Annotated in this window: 18 protein-coding genes; 13 read left to right on the forward strand and 5 right to left on the reverse strand. The window is 45.6% G+C overall.

Translation table 11 applies throughout. The features are described from left to right. Position 1: 1 nt before the first annotated feature. Positions 2-1339 carry an ATP-binding protein gene (locus tag VCHENC03_RS24145; protein ID WP_009704238.1) on the forward strand — a complete coding sequence of 446 codons (1338 nt, stop codon included), beginning with the start codon at positions 2-4 and terminating at the stop codon, positions 1337-1339. Then, positions 1326-1799: a response regulator gene (locus VCHENC03_RS24140; protein WP_009704239.1), complete on the forward strand. Its 474-nt coding sequence runs from the start codon at positions 1326-1328 to the stop codon at positions 1797-1799. Before VCHENC03_RS24145 ends, VCHENC03_RS24140 begins: the two co-directional genes overlap by 14 nt. An 89-nt stretch (positions 1800-1888) precedes the next feature. Here VCHENC03_RS24140 and VCHENC03_RS24135 read toward each other — a convergent pair whose 3' ends face one another. After that, positions 1889-3595 (reverse strand): putative bifunctional diguanylate cyclase/phosphodiesterase, encoded by a 1707-nt coding sequence (locus tag VCHENC03_RS24135; protein ID WP_009704240.1) that lies wholly within the window; start codon positions 3593-3595, stop codon positions 1889-1891. A 460-nt stretch (positions 3596-4055) separates the two neighbouring features. Between VCHENC03_RS24135 and VCHENC03_RS24130 the strand changes: the two genes are divergently transcribed. The 4 genes from VCHENC03_RS24130 (at position 4056) to VCHENC03_RS0125245 (ending at position 8876) form a co-directional block, all read left to right on the forward strand. After that, positions 4056-5267: an HD-GYP domain-containing protein gene (locus VCHENC03_RS24130; protein WP_005442074.1), complete on the forward strand. Its 1212-nt coding sequence runs from the start codon at positions 4056-4058 to the stop codon at positions 5265-5267. 346 nt (positions 5268-5613) lie between these two features. Further along, positions 5614-6240 carry a LysE family translocator gene (locus VCHENC03_RS24125; protein WP_009704241.1) on the forward strand — a complete coding sequence of 209 codons (627 nt, stop codon included), beginning with the start codon at positions 5614-5616 and terminating at the stop codon, positions 6238-6240. Between the two features lie 188 nt (positions 6241-6428). Next, a complete protein-coding gene (locus VCHENC03_RS24120) occupies positions 6429-7973 on the forward strand; it encodes a YjjI family glycine radical enzyme (protein ID WP_009704242.1) in 1545 nt (514 codons plus the stop codon). A 21-nt stretch (positions 7974-7994) separates the two neighbouring features. Continuing rightward, positions 7995-8876, forward strand: coding sequence for a YjjW family glycine radical enzyme activase (locus VCHENC03_RS0125245; protein ID WP_032801963.1), 882 nt, complete (start codon positions 7995-7997; stop codon positions 8874-8876). A gap of 20 nt (positions 8877-8896) precedes the next feature. On the opposite strand, the gene VCHENC03_RS24115 is transcribed toward VCHENC03_RS0125245, so the two are convergent. Continuing rightward, the gene (locus VCHENC03_RS24115) at positions 8897-9853 is read right to left on the reverse strand and encodes a LysR family transcriptional regulator (protein ID WP_005442091.1); all 957 of its coding nucleotides are present in this window, start codon (positions 9851-9853) and stop codon (positions 8897-8899) included. Between the two features lie 603 nt (positions 9854-10456). Between VCHENC03_RS24115 and VCHENC03_RS24110 the strand changes: the two genes are divergently transcribed. Together VCHENC03_RS24110 and VCHENC03_RS24105 are read left to right on the forward strand one after the other, a co-directional pair. After that, complete coding sequence (locus tag VCHENC03_RS24110) at positions 10457-11224, forward strand: TerC family protein (RefSeq protein ID WP_009704246.1); 768 nt, start codon at positions 10457-10459, stop codon at positions 11222-11224. 167 nt (positions 11225-11391) lie between these two features. Next, positions 11392-11994 (forward strand): 2OG-Fe(II) oxygenase, encoded by a 603-nt coding sequence (locus VCHENC03_RS24105; protein ID WP_005433965.1) that lies wholly within the window; start codon positions 11392-11394, stop codon positions 11992-11994. 104 nt (positions 11995-12098) lie between these two features. Here the strand turns inward: VCHENC03_RS24105 and VCHENC03_RS24100 are convergent, their stop codons facing one another. Continuing rightward, a complete protein-coding gene (locus VCHENC03_RS24100; RefSeq protein WP_032801964.1) occupies positions 12099-13364 on the reverse strand; it encodes an HD-GYP domain-containing protein in 1266 nt (421 codons plus the stop codon). A gap of 293 nt (positions 13365-13657) precedes the next feature. Between VCHENC03_RS24100 and VCHENC03_RS24095 the strand changes: the two genes are divergently transcribed. From VCHENC03_RS24095 to VCHENC03_RS24075, 5 genes are all read left to right on the forward strand, one after another. Then, positions 13658-14290: an SDR family oxidoreductase gene (locus VCHENC03_RS24095; protein WP_032801965.1), complete on the forward strand. Its 633-nt coding sequence runs from the start codon at positions 13658-13660 to the stop codon at positions 14288-14290. A 181-nt stretch (positions 14291-14471) separates the two neighbouring features. Further along, on the forward strand, positions 14472-15665 hold the full coding sequence (locus VCHENC03_RS24090; protein ID WP_009704249.1) for an iron-containing alcohol dehydrogenase: 1194 nt from the start codon (positions 14472-14474) through the stop codon (positions 15663-15665). Positions 15666-15838: 173 nt separating this feature from the next. Then, complete coding sequence (locus VCHENC03_RS24085; RefSeq protein WP_009704250.1) at positions 15839-17044, forward strand: aromatic amino acid transport family protein; 1206 nt, start codon at positions 15839-15841, stop codon at positions 17042-17044. A gap of 258 nt (positions 17045-17302) precedes the next feature. Continuing rightward, positions 17303-18427 carry an HD-GYP domain-containing protein gene (locus VCHENC03_RS24080; protein ID WP_009704252.1) on the forward strand — a complete coding sequence of 375 codons (1125 nt, stop codon included), beginning with the start codon at positions 17303-17305 and terminating at the stop codon, positions 18425-18427. A gap of 99 nt (positions 18428-18526) precedes the next feature. Continuing rightward, positions 18527-18742, forward strand: a complete 216-nt coding sequence (locus tag VCHENC03_RS24075; RefSeq protein ID WP_005442113.1) for a hypothetical protein — start codon at positions 18527-18529, stop codon at positions 18740-18742. A 183-nt stretch (positions 18743-18925) separates the two neighbouring features. On the opposite strand, the gene VCHENC03_RS24070 is transcribed toward VCHENC03_RS24075, so the two are convergent. Together VCHENC03_RS24070 and VCHENC03_RS24065 are read right to left on the reverse strand one after the other, a co-directional pair. After that, on the reverse strand, positions 18926-19474 hold the full coding sequence (locus VCHENC03_RS24070; RefSeq protein WP_009704253.1) for an MSHA operon transcriptional regulator: 549 nt from the start codon (positions 19472-19474) through the stop codon (positions 18926-18928). Between the two features lie 263 nt (positions 19475-19737). Further along, positions 19738-21516, reverse strand: a complete 1779-nt coding sequence (locus VCHENC03_RS24065; protein ID WP_009704254.1) for an ABC transporter transmembrane domain-containing protein — start codon at positions 21514-21516, stop codon at positions 19738-19740.

The following is a 21516-nucleotide window of genomic DNA, read 5'->3' on the forward strand; positions in this document are numbered from 1 at the left end:
CATGTACGAGAGCAAACTAGATACGCTGGTAGAGCGTTACTTCAATCATATCGAGCGTCGCATTACGGTGTCGGCAGGCTCGGTATTGATTGAGCAAGACGGCTACAACGAGCGGCTCTATTACGTATTGTCTGGCGAGCTTGCTGGTTATTTCTCTGAGGATGGCAAAAAGCAGACTCAGGTGTTTGCGGCATCGAAGGGCGCGTTTATTGGCGTGCACAGTTTCTTCTCTGGGACGTGGACCGCCTCTTCAACGGTGATTGCACAAACGGACGTAGAATTAGCGTGGATTGAGCGCAATACGCCAGCGGTAGAAGCGGGTAAGTACGGCCCTTTAACCGCGCAGTTTATGCCAGTGATGGTTAACGAGCTTTCTCGCCGTCAACGCCGAGCGATGCAAGAAGCGTTGGGCAAAGAGAAGGCATTGCAAAAACTGCATACCGCAGAGCAAATGACGACACTTGGCCAACTTGCTGCAGGCATTGCGCATGAGCTTAACAATGCCATTGGTGTGGTGAGCAGTAAGTCAGAGCGCTTGGAATCGGTGATCATGGGATTGCTTGAAGAGGTGCATCCTGAGGCGAGCCAGTTTTTTGATTTTGGATTGATGCAAGGGCAAAAAATCTCTTCAAGTGAAGCAAGAATACGAGGACGACATTTCGAGAAATATTACGGTCTGCCTAAAGATTTAGCCCGTGAGTTAGCCCGCGCTGTCCCAACAGATTACCTTAACGAGCACTGGTTAAAGCGTCCAGAAGAAGCGATTCGTTACTGGCAGATGGGGCGTGATTTGCACGACTTGCGCATTGCTTCAAAACATACCGTTGGCATCGTGAAATCAGTGAAACAGCTAGGTCGTACAGACATAGACAAAGAAGAAGGGCTCAGAGTCAACGATTCGATAAACCAAGCGCTTGCGTTGCTACAAAGCGATTTAAGACGCGTCAGTGTGCGTTTTAGTCCGGCTGATTTACCTTTGTTTGTTGGCTCACAAACCGAGCTGGTACAGATTTGGGTCAACATTTTAAAGAACGCTTGCGATGCAATGAGAGAAACGGACTCGCCAGCGATAGAGATACAAACACGCGTGAGCAAAAACAAGATCTTGGTAACCATTGCAAACAACGGTCCTGAGATTAATGAAGCGACACGCAGAAAGATTTTCCGACCAAACTTCACGACCAAGAAAGGTGGCTTGTCGTTTGGCTTAGGGCTAGGGCTGTCGATCGTGAAGCGAATTGTGGCGGGCTATAACGGTTCGATTGCAGTGAAAAGTGACAGCGAAAAAACCATATTTAGAATTAAACTACCGGTAGAGGACGAACATGGACAAGCTTAATTTAATTTGCGTTGATGACCAGCGAGAGGTGTTAAGCGCGGTTCTGCAAGACTTACAGTCGTTAAGCCAGTGGCTCAACATTGAAGATTGCGAGTCTGCCGATGAAGTACTTGAATTAATGGATGAGTTGGATGCGGAAGGCGAGATGATTGCGCTGATCATTTCTGACCACGTGATGCCGGGTAAAACCGGTGTTGAGCTGCTAACAGAGATTTCCAAAGACAGCCGATTCATCCGTACGCGCAAAGTGCTGCTTACCGGGCAGGCGACGCACACGGACACCATCAATGCGATCAACTCTGCGGGTATCGACCGTTACTTCGAAAAACCGTGGCAGGCAGAGCAATTGGTGGAGTGTGTGAGAAACTTGGTGACGAAGTACATCTTCGATACGGGCTTAGACTACACCGAATACCACGAGCACTTAGATCAGAATGTTGTGTTTGACCGTCTGAGATAACCGCTGAAAACGATAAAAACTGAGCTAGAAAACTCACTAGCTCAGTTAGATTTTGTCGTTGTTTGAGAAGCTATTGGTTTAAAAACAAATTACTGGCTTAACGTGTATCGGCTAGCACTGGCCACCGATAGGGGTTTCGAGAACCAATAACCTTGCAGGTAATCCACGCCCATTTCCGCAAAGAAATCACACATCTTCGCGTCTTCAATGCCCTCAATCACCACTTCGATATTCTGTTCACGACACATGGTGATCAAGAATTTCAAATACTCATGTGATGAGCGGTTGGTCAGGGTTTTCCACGCCATCGATTTGTCGATCTTAATTTGTGTCATTGGCAAATCAAAGAAGCAGTTTAACGAGCTGTATCCTGCACCAAAATCATCTAAGGAGAGGGCGAAACCAAGCTCTCGCAACGTATTTAATGGCGCAATGGCGGCTTGGTTATTGTCCAGAATAAAGGTCTCGGTCAGCTCAAGCACAATGGCTTGCGGCTCTATGCCGACTTCATCTGTCATTGCTTTGATTCTGCTCGGGAACTCGCTATTGAGAAGCTGTAAAACAGACACGTTCACATTCACGCGAACTTGATTTTGATAGCGTTCGCGATAGCTCTTAATGAACTGACATGCCTTCTCAAACACTTGGTAGCCAAGCTCGACAATCAAGCCTTTATTTTCCGCTACAGGGATAAACTCATCCGGGTAGATTTCACCAAACTCTTTGCTGCGCCACCGAACCAAAGATTCAAAACTCACCACTTGCAGATCGGATGCACTGACGATTGGCTGAAATTTTACGCTCAGCGTTCTTTCTTCCAGTGCATTTTTCAAACCTTGCTCAATAAAGAAATAACGGTCCACAGCATACTGCGTTTTCTGGCTGTATACCGCGATGCGATCTTTGTTCTTCTCGTTCGCGTACTGGCATGTGCGGGCTGCTTTACGCACGATTTCTTCGGCTGAATGTTCTGGGTCAACACAAGGGTATAAGCCGATGCTGATGTTGCTGCCGAGGTACTGGCCTTCTTCCACCACTGCTTCGTGATAGTTTTGCTTGATGGTCTGAGCGTAGGCTTGAAGCGCTTCCAGCGGCACATCATCAAGCACGAGGATGGCAAAGTCATCATCGTGAACCCGATAAACGGTGCAGTTAGGGGAAGGGAGGTGGCTTAAGGTTTGCAGCAATTTCTCAACCAAGCCGTCGACAAGTTCACTGCCGTATTGGTTGAGGTAAGATTTGATCTCTTCAATCTGAATGTAAAAAATCGACGCGTGAGTGCTTTGAGATTTCACCAGCTCATTAATGTTCAGCAGCAGGTGCGCGCGGTTTGCCATGCCGGACGCGTTGTCATGAAAGGCGACCTGATGGATATAGCTTTCCATCAGTTTTCGTTCAGAAATGTCTCTGTGGCTGCCAACCATGTAATGACCTTGTTCTGTTTCTTTGGTCATCGCAACGCCTTCAATCCAAACGTATTGGCCATTTGGTTTGCGCAGGCGGTAGGTTGTCGTTACACGTGTGTTGTCGGTATTGATGTGGGCGTCAACGCGTTTAGACAGGCGTTCTCTGTCTAACGGATGCACCAAATCTAGCCATCTATCGAGGTCAATACGGCCCGCATTGATACCAAACTGCTCATAGAAGCGCTGGTTGTAGAAAACCATAGTGCCAAACTCATCCATGTAGAAGAGTCCTTCACTGAACACATCGAAGATATGGATGAAGCGTTGTTCAACGATCTGCAAAAACTTGCGATCGTGCTCAGAAATGGTTTGATCAACCTTGTTGGTCAAGATACTGCCCCCGCAATCCAAATTGCTGTGGAGATAAGTATATAAGTCGGGCTAAACGCAAATGACATATTTTTGAAGTTTGTCCTTTTACACTGCAAACGAAGCTAGTCGAATCAGATTGGCAGTCTGTTGTGTTAATGAGCTTAAAAAGTTTCCGTGTAATAGAGTAATTACTAGAGTAATGCGACTAATAATCGGTATTTATAAAACTTTGGTCAACAGTAAATACTATTTGTATTAAGTAGTTATTGATTCAACACCCAAATTATCGAAATTCCTACCACTTGTGATGATTATTTGAGCTAAGTCCATAAATTAAAAGTGGTTTATTGAACGGTTAATGTCTCATATATTGACTGAATGCTCATTAATTTTAAATGATAGCGAATTCTTATAACAGTGAATGGTCATATCTCTTATAATGCGTCTGCTAAATAACAGGTGTTAAAAGTTTCGCGATATGCAGTACAAACCAGAAGACTCAATAAAGATAGCCATTGCAGATGTAAGTATCGGTATGTTCGTGACTGCAATCGAACAAAATAAGCGCGTCAACCTCGCCAATGCGGGACGTGTTTCCACTGCGCAGGGCATTCAAAAACTGCAAGCAAGTGGGGTGAAGTTCGTTTGGGTCGACCAGAAACTTTCTGCTCAAGAGTGCGTATTCAAACCTGTCGAAGAAGAACACGATGTCACTTTGGCTGCCTCTGAGGTGATGACCACGCCAAAAATTCAACGCGCGTTTCGTTCCCGCGAAGCGCAGCATAAACGTGCCAAAAAACTGATTGCGGAAGCGAAGTGTTTGGCGCAAAAACTGCTCAACCAAACCTTTGAAGGCAAGGTCATTGAAGTCAACGAGATTGAATCGTGGGCGGATGACATGATCGACAGCGTCTTTATCGACTCTGATGCGCTTCAGTGTGTGTCGGCGCTGCGCCAAAAAGACAGCTATTTGCTTGAGCACTCAGTGAACGTCGCTTGTTTGCTGGTTTCCTTCGGTAAGCATTTGGGCCTCGACAAAGACACACTCAAGCAGTTGGCGATTGGTGGCATCATTCATGATGTGGGTAAAATTAAAGTCGATGACGAGATCTTACATAAGCCAGCGCGTTTAACGCCGGAAGAATTTGAGCACATGAAGCTGCACCAAGTGTTCGCAGGAGAAATCATTCTTGGCGTAAAAGGCCTGAGTGATGTCAGCCGAGATGTGTGTTTGATGCACCATGAGAAGCTCGATGGTACCGGTTATCCATTGGGTTTGTCTGGCGATCAGATCCCAATGCACGGACGCATGAGCTGTATCGTGGATATCTACGATGCATTAACGGCAGACCGCGTCTACAAAAAGGGCATGAGTTCGGCAGAAGCATTCAAAATCTTGTTGAGTTTGACGCCATTCCATCTCGACCCAGATTTGGTGTACAAATTCATCAACTGCATTGGTGTATACCCAGTCGGTTCGATTGTTCAATTGAGCGATGGTCGAGTCGGCATTGTTTGGACATCCAGCGATTCGCAGCCGCTAAAACCAATAGTGAAGTGTTTTTACTCGCGCAAATACAAGCGTTACATCGATGTGGCGATGGTGGATTTGAAAAACAGCTCTCACTCGATAGAGAAAGCCATCGCACCTTCATCGTTAGAAGTGGACCCAAAACCTTTCTATGACTAACGTACAGTGACTGCTTATTTGATGCGATCTGCGAATGATCTTGTCGAATAAGTAATCACTTTACATGATTGCATATTCCCAGTATGTTGAATGCATAACTAAACAGCTCAAAGTAGGTTAGGGGAGAGATAAACAGAGGTTTGTTACTCTGATTTCTGACCCTGACTTCCTGCCCTGGCTTCAAAACCAGAACGCTTTTTGAGGATCTCGATTAACTTTGAGTTTGTTCAGTTGTGATAAGAATGATGTGGTGTTTTGCTCTATTGTGTTTCATGGATCGAAGCGAGAGTAAGACGGCTATTCCACGTGATTCGCTCATTCATCAGCACATTGGAAAGGAGCGCCAATGCAACTCGATACTTGGATCTATTACACCCTCGCAATACTTGTCCTGACTGCTTCTCCTGGCCCGAGTTCGCTACTTTGTTTGAGCAAAGGTGTGAGCAGCGGATTTCGCCACGCTTTTATAACGGCACTTGGTAGCTTAGTTGCGATCACTATTATTCTTACCCTGTCTTTCACCGGTCTTGGGGTTGTGATTGCTTCTTCGGAGCTGGTCTTTAACATCATCAAATGGTGTGGCGCAGCGTATCTTATCTGGCTTGGTATCCAAGCGTTGCGATCAAAACAAACCGATTTCTCACAAGCAAAACCAGAACAATCATCGTCCGATTATTTGAGTGCATTTACTAGCGGTTTTATTGTTGGTTCGAGCAACCCAAAAGCGATCGTGTTCTTCACGGCACTGTTTCCCCAGTTTATTGATCCTTCTGCATCGCTATTCACTCAATACATCATTTTTGCTAGCACGTTTGTTGTGTTCGAACTGAGTTGGTTAACCTTTTATGGCTTGTTGGGTGTGAAGACATCGGACTGGTTATTTGCACAAGGGAGAGCTAAGTTGTTCAACCGTCTGACTGGCGGCGTATTCATCAGTGCAGGTGTTGCTTTGTCGACGGCGCATCGAAGCTAAATGACAGCAGGTTAAGCTAAGTTATTAAATCTTAGGCTAAATTAGAAAAACCTTATTTCCAAAATGGAAATCGACGGTTTGTTTTTTTTCATTAGTGGCAAAGACTCTTGGCGCGTAGAATTCAACGCGTCCCTTCAAGATTGATTTGAAAGGGCGTATTCGTTGTATTTTCTCCAGGAACATCTTAGATGACTCAAAGCCTTTCTGATCTTCAGCAGCGTTTCCTTGCTATCGCGACTGATAGCAACTTGTCTCCAAAACAGAAATCAAACTTTCTTGCTTTGGAAGCCGAAGCCACTATTCCATATATGGCCGTCTCTGACGAGGTAAGCCAAGCAATGCAGCAAGGCGTCATATGTGACATGTTTGAAGGTCACGCGCCTTTTAAGCCGCGCTATGTTTTGCCAGATTACGCAAAATTTCTTTCTCAAGGTTCTGAATACTTGGAGTTAGCTCCAGCAGAAGATTTCGATGATGCGATCAACATGTTGACCATCATTTACCATCATGTGCCTTCGGTAACCAACATTCCGGTTTACCTTGGTCAACTTGATGACGTGCTAATGCCTTACGTTGGTGACCTCACTGACGAGCAAATCTACAAAAAGCTAAAACACTTCTGGATCATGCTTGATCGCACGTTGCCAGATGCGTTTATGCACGTGAATATTGGCCCGACGGACAACATCATTTGTCGTACGATTTTGAAAGTAGACGCCGAGCTAAAACAGATCGCGCCAAACTTAACCTTCATGTACGACGAAGCTGTCACACCAGACGATTTGCTAAAGCAAGCAACACAAAACATTTGTGAGTGCAGCAAGCCACATATCGCGAACTACCCAATGCACGCGAACGCGTACGAAGGTGGTCGTTTTGGTATCGTGAGCTGCTACAACTCTCTGCCATTGGCTGGTGGTTCAAACACGTTAGTGCGTATGAACCTAAAAGAAGCAGCAAACCGTGCAGATAATCGTGAAGACTTCTTCAACAACGTGCTGCCAGAATATCACGGCTTGATGGTTGAGCTGATGGACGCACGCGCTTCACATTTGCATGAAAAGTCTGAGTTCTTCAAAGGCTTCCTAACACAAGAAGGCCTGATCGAAGAATCTCGCTTTGCGCCAATGTATGGCATCTACGGCATGGCAGAAGCGGTAAATGTATTGCTAGAGAAAGAGGGCAATGCAAGCCGTTACGGCCAAGACGCAACGGCAAACGAGCTTGGTCACGCTATCTCGGCAAAACTGTCTGAATTGGTAGAAAGCACACCAGTGAAGTTTGGTCTAGAAGGCAAAGCGCTACTGCACGCACAAGGCGGTATCAGCCTAGATTTGGATGTAACGCCGGGTGTTCGTATTCCTTACGGCAACGAGCCAGATCCCGTGTCTTACGTGCAAGCAACAGCAGGCCACCACCAATACTACCGTTCTGGCATCAGCGATATTCTGACCATCGACGAAACCGTGAAATCAAACCCAGAAGCGATGTTCAACCTGTGTAAAGGTGCATTGAATGCTGGCTATCGCGAGTTCACGGCAAACGTTGCGTCAAACGACTTGGTTCGCGTAACGGGTTACATGGTGAAACTGTCTGATATCGCGAAATACGATGCAGAAGGTTCACGTACCAATACCACATTCCTAGGTGCAGAAGCGGCGAAGAACACCGGTATTTTAGAGCGTTCACCACGTGTGGTGAGCCACGAAATGTCACCGACTTACGCTAAGTAATTGGTGACGGATAAGAATAAGATGGCTAGACGATCGGAACACCTCTTGGCTAAGGTAACTCGTATCCTTCCGTTCTCTTGTGTTGATGGACCGGGAAACCGTCTAGTCATCTTTCTACAGGGTTGTAACTATCAGTGCATCAACTGCCACAACCCACACACCATCAATCACTGCAATCATTGTGGCGATTGTGTGAGTGAGTGTCCGGCTGGCGCACTGAAGTTCGACGAAAGCAACAACGTTGTTTGGCTTAAAGAGGAGTGCACCCACTGCGACCATTGTATAGAGATATGTCAGCACCAATCTAATCCAAAAATTACTGACTACTCTGTGGAGGCAATGCTCGATTTGATACGCAAACAGCGCTTTTTCATTAGCGGTGTTACTGTATCCGGTGGGGAATCTACCTTACAGCTTCCTTTCATTACTGCGCTGTTTAAAGGGATCAAACATGATCCTGAATTGCAGCATCTCACGTGTTTCATCGATAGCAATGGTTCTTTATCCATCGCAGGTTGGGAAAGAGTATTGCCGTACATGGATGGCGCGATGATTGACCTTAAATCGTGGCAAAGCGAAACGCACCATTGGTTAGTCGGGCGAGATAACCACCGTGTATTCCAAACCATTCAGTATTTAGCGCAAGCAGGCAAGTTGTACGAAGTGCGTTTGCTTCATATTCCGGGTAAAAGCGATTTAGATACGGAAGTTGCAACGGTGGGGCATTATCTGCAAGCGTTGCCAGAATCGGTCAACATTCGTTTGAATGCCTTTCAGCATCACGGTGTGACGGGTGAGGCTCTGGAGTGGGAGAAATGCTCTCAGGATGAAATGGAACGCTTCCACGCTCAATTAAGTCAATTTATCAGCAGACCAATGACCATGCCATCGGTCTACGTGTAGCGCAGTAAAGACAAACCAGTTTAGAGTTTATTCACTCTCGGTTTACGGCATCCACCGAGGGTTTCACAAGCCTTAAGCACTTGTTGTTGTAGCCATCTTAAAGCGGGATCGTTCAGACTCGCTTTATTCCACACCAAACTATACGCCACTTGTCCGTACTCAAACGGCAAAGGTCTCTCTATCAATCCCTTCGCTTGTAGCGCCATTCGTGCCCAAAGTTTCGAGCAAGTGAACAGATAATCAGAGTGGTGGCACATTACCGCTGCCGATCCAAAATCGGCCACGTGCATGGCGACGCTGCGTTTAGCGTATCGCTGAGTTAGGTTCTGCTCAAAGTAAGGCTGGGATAGGTCTTTATCGTGAATACCAATGTGTCTCGCACACAAGTAGTTCTCGACCGACAGCTCTTCTTTCACTAACGGGTTATTGCTGCCCATCAAACAGATCATTTCGTCTTCTAGAATCGTCTGCCAAACCAAGTCTTTGTTGTGCGTTGGTGGTTGGCTGATGTCGTGCGGCAGAATCATAAAATCAACTTGGCCACGGATTAGAGAATCAAAACTCATTTGTTCTTTTGCATACACGTTGAGTTGTGCGCGGCTCCCCATTTGTTGAGACAAGTCTTGCAGCATGGGTGCGAAGATCTCGAAGGTACTTTCACGCATTGCCAAAGAAAAGCGACCTTCATAATACGCCGGATTAAACGAGCCTTGGTAAAGCAAACCGTTCATGCTGGAAAGAATGCCGTGCACTGAAGGCCCGATGTTCAATGCAAACGGAGTTGGGACTAAACGAGTGCCATCGCGGTAGAAAAGGTCGTCTTTAAGAATGTCGCGCAATTGGCTGAGCGTTTTGCTCACGCTGGAAGGGGTCACGCAGAGCTGTTCCGCCGCTTGAGTCACGCTGTGTGTCGTGAGCAGCATGTGCAATACAGTAAGGTGTTTAAGGCTAATGCGTGAGAGTGTTATGTAATCCATTCGTAAGACTAGGGTCTGTTTATCTTTCGTGGTTAAATTTTGTTCGAGATAAAAGCGTTTTAATCGCGGCGAGTCGATTGAAGCCTAGTGGCTCTAAGTAAAATTGACTCAACAAAGAATAAAACGCTTTTAGCCGAACCCTTTGGGCAGCGTTTGTAGGTGCTTTCTACTGCGTTATCGGCTTATCAGGTAGAATAGCTACATATCAAAGCCTCTGTCTTGTATAAAATATCTACAAACTGCTGCAAAAATCATCACGAAAGGTCAACAGACCCTAACTCGTGTGATTTTTCTCAGTATATCAAAATATTATTGTGAAACATTTTTTTACGATTGTTGAAGCACGTAAAAAGAGGCGTTTCAATTTGAGCTCGATGCAATAGTTTGGCTCAACTCGGCACCTGATGGGTTGAACGAAGGCAATAACCTTTAGAGTACGAAAGGTGGCTGACATAAGCCTGACAAAATAAGGGATTGCGAAGGAATAGGAGAGGTGATTTACTCAGCATTCCTAAGTAACAGAGGTTTTAGAAACTTAATGGACGACCCCTTTAGTCGACTGAACAATTCATCGTATGGCTTCCAATCACCGGAGGCGTACTCATGTTAGAACTTTTCATGCAGCCAGAAGCGTGGGCTATCTTCGCTACCTTGTTTGCTCTTGAAGTAGTCTTAGGCGTTGATAACGTCGTATTCATCTCCGTTCTGTGTGAACGATTGCCACAACACCAGCGTAAACTTGCCCGAAACCTAGGTATTGGCCTAGCGGTGATGGCGCGTATTGTTTTGGTGTACTCGATCTCTTGGATCATGCAGCTTACTCAGCCATTAATCAGCTTCAGTGACTACGCGTTTACTGGTCGTGATTTGATTATGATTGCGGGTGGTGCATTCCTACTGGCGAAAAGCTTGAAAGAGTTGTGGAGTTGGTTGACCCACACTGAACACGGTCACTCGACTCATGTTCGTACTGGTCTGGCTGTGGTTCTGCTTCAGATTGTCGCGGTTGATGCTGTGTTCTCGATGGACTCGGTGATTACTGCGGTTGGCCTAACGAGCGAAGTACCAATCATGGTGGCGGCGATCATTTCGTCAGCGATTGTGATGGTGTTGACGGCGGAGAAAATCAACAACCTAGTGACGCGTTACCCGGGCTTTAAGACCCTTGCTCTACTATTCCTAGTATTGCTAGGTGGTCTGTTGATGGCAGAAGGTTTTGCTATTCACATCAACAAAGGTTACGTGTATTTCGCGATGGCGTTTGGTTTAGTGTTGGAAATGTGTCACATCCAACTTAAGAAAAAGCAACGCCCAGTGATTCAACGAATTCGTCCAATCCAACCTCGTTCTATTGCGCTTCAAACGCGTTAATCGAAACGCAAACAGTAAACCTAAATAGCCGCTCACACGAGCGGCTATTTTACGTCTGAATCTTGTTACTTAAGTGGATTTGTCGTCTCGATAAAAAACGGAATTTGTTGTTGTAGCACGGATTTCTTATATAGACCGCCCAAACCCACATGAGTGAACAAAATAGAATGAACAAATTGATCGACGCGTTATCGACGCACGGATACTACATCTGGGATGATTTTATTTCTCAAGAGGAAGTGGCTGAGCTGCGTGACTGTATTCCTGATGATTGGAAGAAAGCACGTATTGGTCGTAACGACGACGTGACTCGTATTGAAACCATTCGCAGTGACAAGATCCAATGGTTGAAACGCGACATGGGTGCACCAGTGGCGTCTTTCTTAGACAAGATGGAAGAGATCCGTTTGGAAGCGAACCGTCATTTCTTTCTAGGCTTGTTTGAGTACGAAGCGCACTTCGCGAAATACGAGAAAGGTGACTTCTACCAAAAACACCTCGATTGCTTCAAAGGCAATGAAAACCGCCGTCTAACTACGGTGTTCTACATGAACGAATCGTGGAGCGAAGAAGATGCTGGTGAGTTGGTGGTGTACGATTTGAATGATAATGAGATCGCGAAGATTCCACCGCGTTCAGGTCGTCTATTCGTGTTCTTGTCTGAGCAATTCCCCCACGAAGTATTGCCGACAAACGCGGAGCGATTCAGCATCGCAGGCTGGTTCCGTATCAACGGTGTGAAAGACAACCAGTTAGACATCGCACACTAAGCCATCTACACGCGCTTATTTACAGTGTTTAAATGCTTTCAAAACAACAAAGGGACGCCGAAGTGGTGTCCCTTTGTTTATTTATTTATTGACTTTGTTTGGCACTAAACTTCCGTGGAGAGCTGATAGCACTCTTGCATGTCGACAGATAAAACCTGATAAACATCGGAGCACAGTTTGCCTGTTTCAACCTGTTCATCCATGATGTCGGCAATCTCTTGCTGCGTCATGCGGCCTCGATATGGGCGATCTTGAGAAAGCGCTTGAAAGACATCGACGACGGCAATGATACGAGAAGGCACATCCAACGCTTCCGCCGTTTTATGATAAGGGTAACCTGAACCATCTAAACGTTCATGATGGTTGGAAGCCCATTCAGCGATCTTGGCATTGGGAAACACCTTGTGCAGAGCAAGTTCAGTATCAATCGTATGGCGCTTGATGCGTGTGTATTCTTGCTTGTCTAACGGGCCTTCTTTGTGAAGGATCTCATCAGGGGTTTTGAGCTTGCCAATATCATGAACCAGTCCCGCAATAAAAATCATCTCTTGCTCGTGTTCATCCAATCCCATTTTCTTCGCTAAGTAACGAGACAGTTCCGCCACTTTTTGAGAATGCTGATAAGTAAAAGGACTCTTGGCATCTACAATACGCGCTAAGAACAAACCTAAGCTGTTCATGTCTTCGATGGTAAGTTGTTTCTGCAGCCAATCAATGTTCTCAAACTGAAGCCCAATGGTTTCGATGTGTTCAGATTCCATCGCAAACCAAAATGCATCCGTCATGATCAGCTTAACCATGGCATCGCACATGTGTGGGTTAAACAGTGTGCCTGCGTTAGCCATCACACACTCAGCAATCAATTCTTCGTGCAAAGTAACCAAGTCGCTATGACAGTTGGAAACGTAATGCGCGCGCATAAAATCGAGACGATCAGAAAGATAGAGCAGAGCAGCGACGTCTTTTTCAAATGCTGGAATATCGATGTGTTCGAGCTCGATCCAATGAGTGTGGTGATAAAGTATCGGGGTTGCAAATTGGGTGAGTAATCGACACTGCTTAAGTGTGTGGTAGCCACGAATGCAGTGCGCTTTGGCGTCTTGAGGGACGAGCTGTTCGAGTAGCATCATGTGCTCGCGGGTTTCTGAGACGCCACAGTCGTGAACCATGCCTGCAAAGTAACAGAACTCTGCTTCTTTAATGTCCCAACCAAGAGTGAGTGCACATTGATACGCGATGTACGCGACTCGATGACTGTGGTGCGTATCATCAACACCTACATAATCTAACGCGCGTGCCACCCAGATGAGGGCCTGTTTTAGATCGACTTCAAATCCCGAGGCAGATTGGGAGTAGGAAGATTGCTTCATTGTTAATACCGACGTTTCTACTGCCTATGCGTTGATTATTATGTTGTTTTTAGGTGAATGCGGCAGCGAACTGGAACCTAAAAACACGTGCATAAGGCTTAGTTATAGTTATGCCGAGAATGATACTGGTTGTCGCACGTAAATTTCATCCGTAGCTCGGAACTATCGATCATTTATTTGAACTACGTATTGATTTGGAAAGAATTTTCTCACTTCGATTGACATCTTTTGAAAACCCCTTAAATAGTGATGTAAAGTATTCTCATTATCATGTTTGTAGTAAAAGGTAAGTTATGAAAAGAGTCGTAGTGTGGGGCGCAAGCAGCGGTCTTGGTTTGGCTATTGCAAAGTATTTTGCAGAGAAAGGTGCTGAAGTTGTCGGTGTGGCGAGAAATCCAGACAAAAGCCCAGAATTAAAGGCGATTTGTCAGTCAACGTTTGCATGTGATGCCACGATTGCTGAAGAGGTTGATCGCGTTGTTGAGCAACTCAGTCAAGAAGACATCATCATCAGCACGATGGGCAGTTTCCGTGCAGATTTTCCGGTAGATTACCTTGGTCATCGTCACCTTATCGATGCAGCCTGTAAAGCATCACTCAAGCGTTTTGTTTTGGTGACGTCACTTGGTTGTGGTGATAGCTGGAAATACCTTTCTGACCGTTCTAAAGCGGGTTTTGGCGGTGTTGTGCGTGAGAAGTCATTGGCGGAAGCATGGCTACAAACCAGTGACTTGGATTACACCATCATTCGACCTGGTGGCTTGAAAGATGGCGAAGTGACAGGTAATGGTGTGTTGCTGGAACCTAAAGAAGTGCATGGTTTGGTATACCGTCAAGAAGTGGCTCGTTTACTGTTTGAGATGCTGGAAAATGGTCAAGGAAGCGGTGAGATCTTCCATTGTATCGACCCAGAGCTGGCTTACTAAGCTCACACGATAAACTGAATAATCCGCAGGGGCAGAGCTTAGGCGCTGTCCCTGCTTTCGTTTAGAGTTTCGATGTTTTCATTATCAAGAGTGCTAACGGAAAGATGGATCTGTGACCTTACCAGTTCGAGCTGAAGAAAAAAGCATCTAGAATGAATACTCAAAAACAAAAGGACTTTGTATGTTGAAACATCTGCTTTATCGCGGTTACACCAATGGACTGAAGGTGGCCGCTTACGTTCTTCCTCTGCCAAAACCAACGTTATTTTCAGGCCCCGGTAGCATTCATGATCTCACGGAAGCTATCGCCGATCTCGGATTCAAAAAGTTGCTCCTCGTCACCGACGAAGGGCTAGTAAAAATAGGAATGGCAGAGCAAGTAGCAGAAAGTGCCAGAACGAGAGGTTTGGACGTCGCACTTTATGCAGAGGTAAAACCTGACCCTACTTATGATCAAGTTGAACGAGGATTAAATGTCTACCTAGAATCCGGTTGTGATGCGATTTTGGCGCTTGGCGGTGGTTCTGCAATGGATTGTGCCAAAGTGATTGCGGCCAGAGTGACCAACAAGAAATCCATCAAGAGATTGGCCGGCTTGTTTCGCGTGTGGAAAACACCAGCGCCATTGTTTGTGATTCCTACAACGTCAGGCACCGGTTCTGAAGTTACCGTCGCGGCGGTCGTTTCTGAGCCAGATACTCACCATAAAACTCCTCTAATGGACCCGAAGTTAGTCCCTTTAATGGCAGCGCTAGATGCCAATCTACTCGTCGGTTTGCCTGCAAAGATAACGGCTGACACCGGTATAGATGCTGTGACTCATGCGATTGAAGCCTACATATCCCGCAACGCGACGACGGAAACCAAAGCGTATTCCGTTGCTGCTATTAAACTCATATTCCAATATCTCCCTCGTGCCGTAGAAGAGGGCAGCGATGTTCAAGCTAGGCAAAAAATGGCGATGGCGTCTTACTATGCAGGCCTTGCCTTTACCAAAGCGAGTCTTGGTTATGTACACGCGTTCGCGCATAACCTAGGTGCCAAGTACGGTTTACCTCATGGAATGGCAAATGGTCTTGCTTTGCTGCCCGTGCTCCGGTTCTCTTTCTCTGAGATTGAGCCACAACTGGCTGCACTAAGCGAAGCGTTAATCGATGTACAAAGTGAAGCTATGCCAAATGCACAAGCGTTCCTTGAGAGATTGGAAGGGCTGTACAACGAGATTGGCATCGAACAAACGTCATCTCTGTTGAAAACCTCTGACACTGACGAGTTGGTGACTTTGATACTTAAAGAAGCGCATTGGAACTATCCTGTGCCTAAGTTCATGAATGAAGAAGACTGCGCCCAATTGCTTGCGGAAATCAGAGTTTAACCATTGCTGTATAAAATATTTTACACACATGGATTTTTATCCTTACACTTTGCTTGATCTTATTAGAAAGATCCTACAGAATCGTCATCATTCCAAATATGGTGTTAGGTTTGGTGTGCTGTAGCCCGATCTGATGCTGATAAATCTTATTAAGCTGTAAAGATAAATATACAATGAGTCGATCTAAAGTGTTTGGTAGTACCTTGATTATCGCAGGGACTACGATTGGTGCTGGTATGCTGGCGCTTCCTCTTGCGTCTGCAGGTATTGGTTTCTCAACCTCTCTTATTATCATGTTGGGATTGTGGGCATTAATGGCGTTTACGGCGCTATTGATGCTTGAGCTTCACCAATATGCGGACAGCAGTGCAACCCTTCATACTTTGGCGAAGCAAATCCTTGGTCAAAAGGGCAAGTGGGTGGCGAGCTTTGCGATGCTGTTCTTGTTCTACTCATTGTGTGCCGCTTACATTGCTGGTGGTGGTGCTCAGTTTGGTGACCGTCTAACAGAGTGGTTTGGGTTGGATATTTCAGGCTCGACTTCTACCATCATCTTTACTCTTATTGTCACTATGGTTGTGACGGTTGGTACAGGAACGGTAGACAAGGTTAACCGCGTGCTGTTTGGCCTTAAGATGGTGACGATGATTGCAGTATTGTCATTCCTAGCGCCAAACGTGACCGAATCTTACTTGCTGAGCATGCCAATTGAACAAGGCCTTATCGTTGCAGCAATTCCAGTCATCTTCACCTCTTTTGGTTTTCACGGCAGTATTCCTGCGATTGTGAACTACCTAGATGGCGACACTTCGTCTCTACGTAAAGCCATCATCGTTGGCTCTACGATTCCTTTGGTTATTTACATCTTCTGGCAAATCGTGACGCTTGGTGTTGTGAGCCAAGATACACTGATTGAAAACGGCGGTTTAAGTGCGCTTATCGGTCAATTATCTCAAACGGTTCACCAATCAAACCTTGGTAGTGTCGTGGGTGTTTTTGCTGACCTTGCCCTTTTGACGTCTTTCCTTGGTGTGAGCTTGGGTCTGTTTGAATTCTTGGGCGACACCATCAAAGGCGACAGTGAAAAACCAAACCGTCTGGTTGCTGCTGTAATTACTTTTACACCGCCATTAGGTTTTGCATTGTTCTACCCACAAGGCTTTATCATGGCTCTGGGTTACGCAGCGATTGCTCTGGCTATTCTTGCTATCTTCTTACCATTGGTGATGGTGGTGAAAGTGCGTCGCTCCGATGAGTTTACAGGGGAATACCGCGTGGCAGGTGGTCAGGGAGCACTATTAGTAACGGGCATTGCAGGTACAGGTATTGTGATGGCGCAGCTACTCATTACTCTGGGCGTGCTTCCTGCGCTGGGTTAATCACCAAGCTGATAGATAACGAGCAACTCATCATGTATTGAAAAGTCAGTGTACGAAAGTGCGCTGGTTTTTTTGATCTGGATTAAATTACCGTAGAATATTCGGTGAAAAGATTGGCGAAAATCTGTTTTTATTTCGTACACTTAAGTTGTGGTATGTCGATAATTTAGGTGGAGAAAAGCCGCTCTAATCACATCAAATACGCTGACTTTCATGAGCCTTTTCTTCTGGTTTCTCTACTTGGTGTGGAGGTGAAGTATGGCGCACCGGAGCTTTTACCCGTTTGCAAGACCGCTCAATGAGCAAATGCAAACACTGAAGAATAGGATGCAGGCACATTTACCGTGTGTCGATAGGGTGTCTTTTGCAAAATACCACCCAAAACAAGGCATGCTAAAATCCTTTGCTGAGAGTGAGTTCGACACTTGGTGTTTGGCTCATCATGAAGCGCCACTTCGTAAACTTCATAATTTAAGCATTGCTGCTGACAATGCCATTCCTCGTCTTGTTAACGATCTCTACGACATTAACCACTGTCCGCGCATTCAAACCTTATTGAAAGAAGGTTATCACTCATCTGTTGCGATCCCTTGTTACGATCGTCAAACCTTTACTGGCTTCGTCTTTCTCAATTCGATTCAGCCTAATGCGTTCAGTGCAGAAGCTTTGAATGGGTTAAAGCCTTACTTTGAAATGGTGCAGTTTGCGGTGGAGTCCGAAGACCATGTTGTTAACGCTATCGAGCTGTTAGCGGAAAGAATGCAGTGCTTGATGCCAGGTTATTCACCAGAGGTTTACTCGCACAGCAAACGAATGGGCATGTACGCGCAATTGATTGCCACCCAACTTGCTGATACATACCAATTCAGTGATGAGGTTGTGGAGCAAATCGGCATGTTCACTCGTTATCATGCTCTAAGCGACATTAAGCTTCCGGCAGATATCGTGTGCAATCGTCGCTGTGTGAATGCAGAACAAGAAGCACTGTTAACGGAGCACATCGAGCAATGTGTGGAATCAGCAGATAACATTGTTGCAAGAATCGGCAATCCGGTTCATCCGAGTGTCACTTTGTTCCAACAAATCATTTCTTACCAACATGAAAACCTAGATGGCTCTGGTTATCCGCATGGGCTTGAGCATTCAGGTATTCCAATCGCTGCGCAAATAGCAGCCGTCGCCAATGTGTTTGATGTCATGACCACCCATCATCCATATCGTCAAGCGTGGTCAATTCCGTATGCCTTGTTAGAACTAGAGAAACGTGTGTATCAAGGCTTGTTATCCCGAGAGTGCGTGAATGCCTTGCGCGAACATCAAGGTTATCTAAAACAGATCATTCATAAGTACCCAGAGCACTACGCTGGTATGGGTTTAATGTGAGAGTAGAGGAGCAAACCGTGAAGGGAATCAAAATATTGACTAGGAGGTCAGAATAAATAATACTGTATATGTATACAGTAACTCGTTTGGAGGTGAAGTATGTTGTGGGAAACCCTAGAAAGAGTAAACCGCTTACGCCAACAAGCACTTGCGAATGCTGAATTCGTAGAGTCTGCAAAGGAACATGAAGAAGCTTTGCAAGACCAAGAGTATCATTACCAACCAAGAAAGCGTTCAGCCAAGGACAAACAAGGTAAGAAGTCACTGGCCGACATCTATAAAGAAGTAGAGTTTGGCGCTGACGCTCGTCATTAACTGGTTCAACAATGCTGCGACTCTCATCCTACTTTTCTCACCGTCGCAGCTCGTCCGTCAGCGAGCGCTGTACAATTGCAACGCTCGCTGCGTTATAACAATCCTGATTTAATCTCTTCGTGACAATGTCACTATTAACGTATCGAAAGCATAAAAAAATCCCCCGAACAGTCGGGGGATTTTTTAGAAATCTGCTTTGCGTACGTAATGGGGGTTTTTGTACTTTTTCTCGGGACCAAAAGTAGACACCACCAATTTATTCCACAACGCTTTATCAAACTCGCCTTTAGGAATCGAAGGGTAGAGGGTTTCTTCCTCTTCTCTTGCAAAGTTCATGTACTGCTTTTTCTTGATTTGATTGTACTTCATAGCAATTTGATTGTGCTTTCTTACCCATTCAAGTTTGTACTCACGCAGGACTTTTTCACCTTTCTCTGCATCCATACGAGACAAGAAAAGGCGCTTGTACGACACTTTTCTATCCAGCATGGTACGCATGACGGTTTGAATGTACTTACCGTGATGAGTAATGGTGATGTCATTCTCATCAATAGGCGTGATGCACCAGCTCTTTGGCAAAAAGCTTGGTTTCTTAAATTGCTTATTACGCTCCATCAGCACCTGATGAAGAACTAAATCAGATGTGCCGCGGAAAGTCTTTTGCCACTTAGCGATTCGAATTTGTAACGAACCTGGCAAGCGATAGATGTTAGTAAACTTATCTTGGTCCATGGACTTCAGTCAAGAAATTAATATGCAATAGAAAACAGTCCGACATGAGCTTTGAGCGAAACGAAAAACACTTTAGCGGGGATAGCTCGTGTCGATAATTAACGCGATTTTACAACGACCTCGCGGATAATAGCGAGGGGTTATGTCAATAATAGGTAAGAAATAAAGAAATTGTTTAGATTATGAATGGAACTTTCGTATAAGGAAAGCCCGCAGCATAGCTAACGGGCTTCAAGGCAGTGGTGGCGTATTATGCAGACTGTTTAAACAGCTTCCTCGAATTGCTTGTCGTCTTCCTCTTCGATTTGCTGAATATGGCGATTGGCTTGCTGAAGTTGATACATCTGTGCATATCGGCCATTTTGTTTTAGCAGTGCTCTGTGTGTACCACTCTCAACTAAATCTCCGTGATGAAGAACGATGATTTGGTCTGCATCCAAAATCGTCGATAGGCGGTGAGCTATTACAACAAGCGTCATATCTTGACGAAGCACTTCAAGGCTTTTTTGAATTAACGCTTCTGTACCTGAGTCGATGTTTGCCGTGGCCTCATCCAAAATCAGAATCTTAGGCTTAGCGACAAGTACACGTGCGAGCGCAAGCAATTGTTTTTGACCTGCCGAAAGGTTCGTTTCACCTTGACCAAGTTGCGTATCTAACCCGTTCGGGTAACGACGAATCTGTTCAACAAGGCCGACTTTTTCTAGCGCATCCCAAATCTGTTCATCTTCGACCGTTCTGCCCAAAGAGATGTTCTCACGGACGCTAGCAGGGAGAATATGTGGGTCTTGTTGTACCATCGCAACGTCTTTACGCAGCACGTCTTTGCCTAAAGATTTTAATGGACGCCCGTCAATCCGCAGTTCACCTATTTCGGTTGGATAGAACCCCATGAGCAAAGAAGCGAGTGTGCTTTTACCGCTACCGGTGTGGCCAACAAGCGCAATGAAGTCTTGATGCGACGCTTTCAGTGAAATGTCCTTCAATACGTCTTGTTTGCCATCGTAGCTGAAAGTCAGGTTGTTAAGCTCAATCGCACCTGTTTGCAGTGGCTTATGGTCATCGCCGTAAGTTTGCTCTTTCGCATCGATCAACTCGAATACACGCTCACTCGATACCAATGCTTGCTGAAGCAATGCCAACTGCTGTGTCATCTCAATCAAAGGCTCGGTCACGCGCGCTAGATAACTGATGAAAGCGTACAGAACACCCACGCCAATCAGCTCGACACCATTAAAGCCAAAGATAGCAACAAGAGAGAGTAGGGCAAGGCCTGCGAGCAAATCCATCAGAGGGCGCAATAGGTAGCCATTCAAGCGAATCACTTTCTTCGAGGCAACCAGATGGTCGTCAGTGAGGCCGTTAAACTGTTTGTTGAAGCGCTCTTCTTGCAGCATTAACTGCACCACACTCATGCCTTGAATGGATTCGCTTAAATTGGCGTTAATGTCTGTCAGTAGGTCACGCATGTTTCGATAGCTTTCTGTACTGAGCTTTTTGAACAAGTACATAAAGCCGATCACGATTGGCAACAGCACCAACACGACGATAGTCAGCTTCCAGCTCATGTAAAACATGACGCCCAACATCACTAAGATCATTACTGCGTTTTTCACCACTGTGGCGATCAGTAACTCATAAAATTGTTGCAGCGATTCCGTATCGTTGGTGATACGAGAAACTAACTTACCCGCAGGAGTGTAATCAAATGCCGATAAAGGCTGCTTGATCACGCCAGAGAAAACCTGTTTACGAATCGTTTTGATGGTGTTGGTTGCCACAATACTAAATTGCAATGATTGGAAGTATTGAAACACCGCTGAGATAAGCTGCAAGGCAATGTAACCTGCGGCGAGTGAGATCAATATGTCACGCGAGTAATCACCTTTCGCGATGTGTTCATCAATAAAATACTGAATCAGCCAAGGTCCGCCAGCACTGGCTAACGCCGCGATAAACAGTAGCGCCAAGCCTTTTAGCATAGGTTTTGGCTGCGACAATGGGTAAGACATTAACCGTTTAAACGTTGTCGATTGTTTCAT

The organism is Vibrio sp. HENC-03, from assembly GCF_000305755.2.
GTDB lineage: Bacteria > Pseudomonadota > Gammaproteobacteria > Enterobacterales > Vibrionaceae > Vibrio > Vibrio owensii.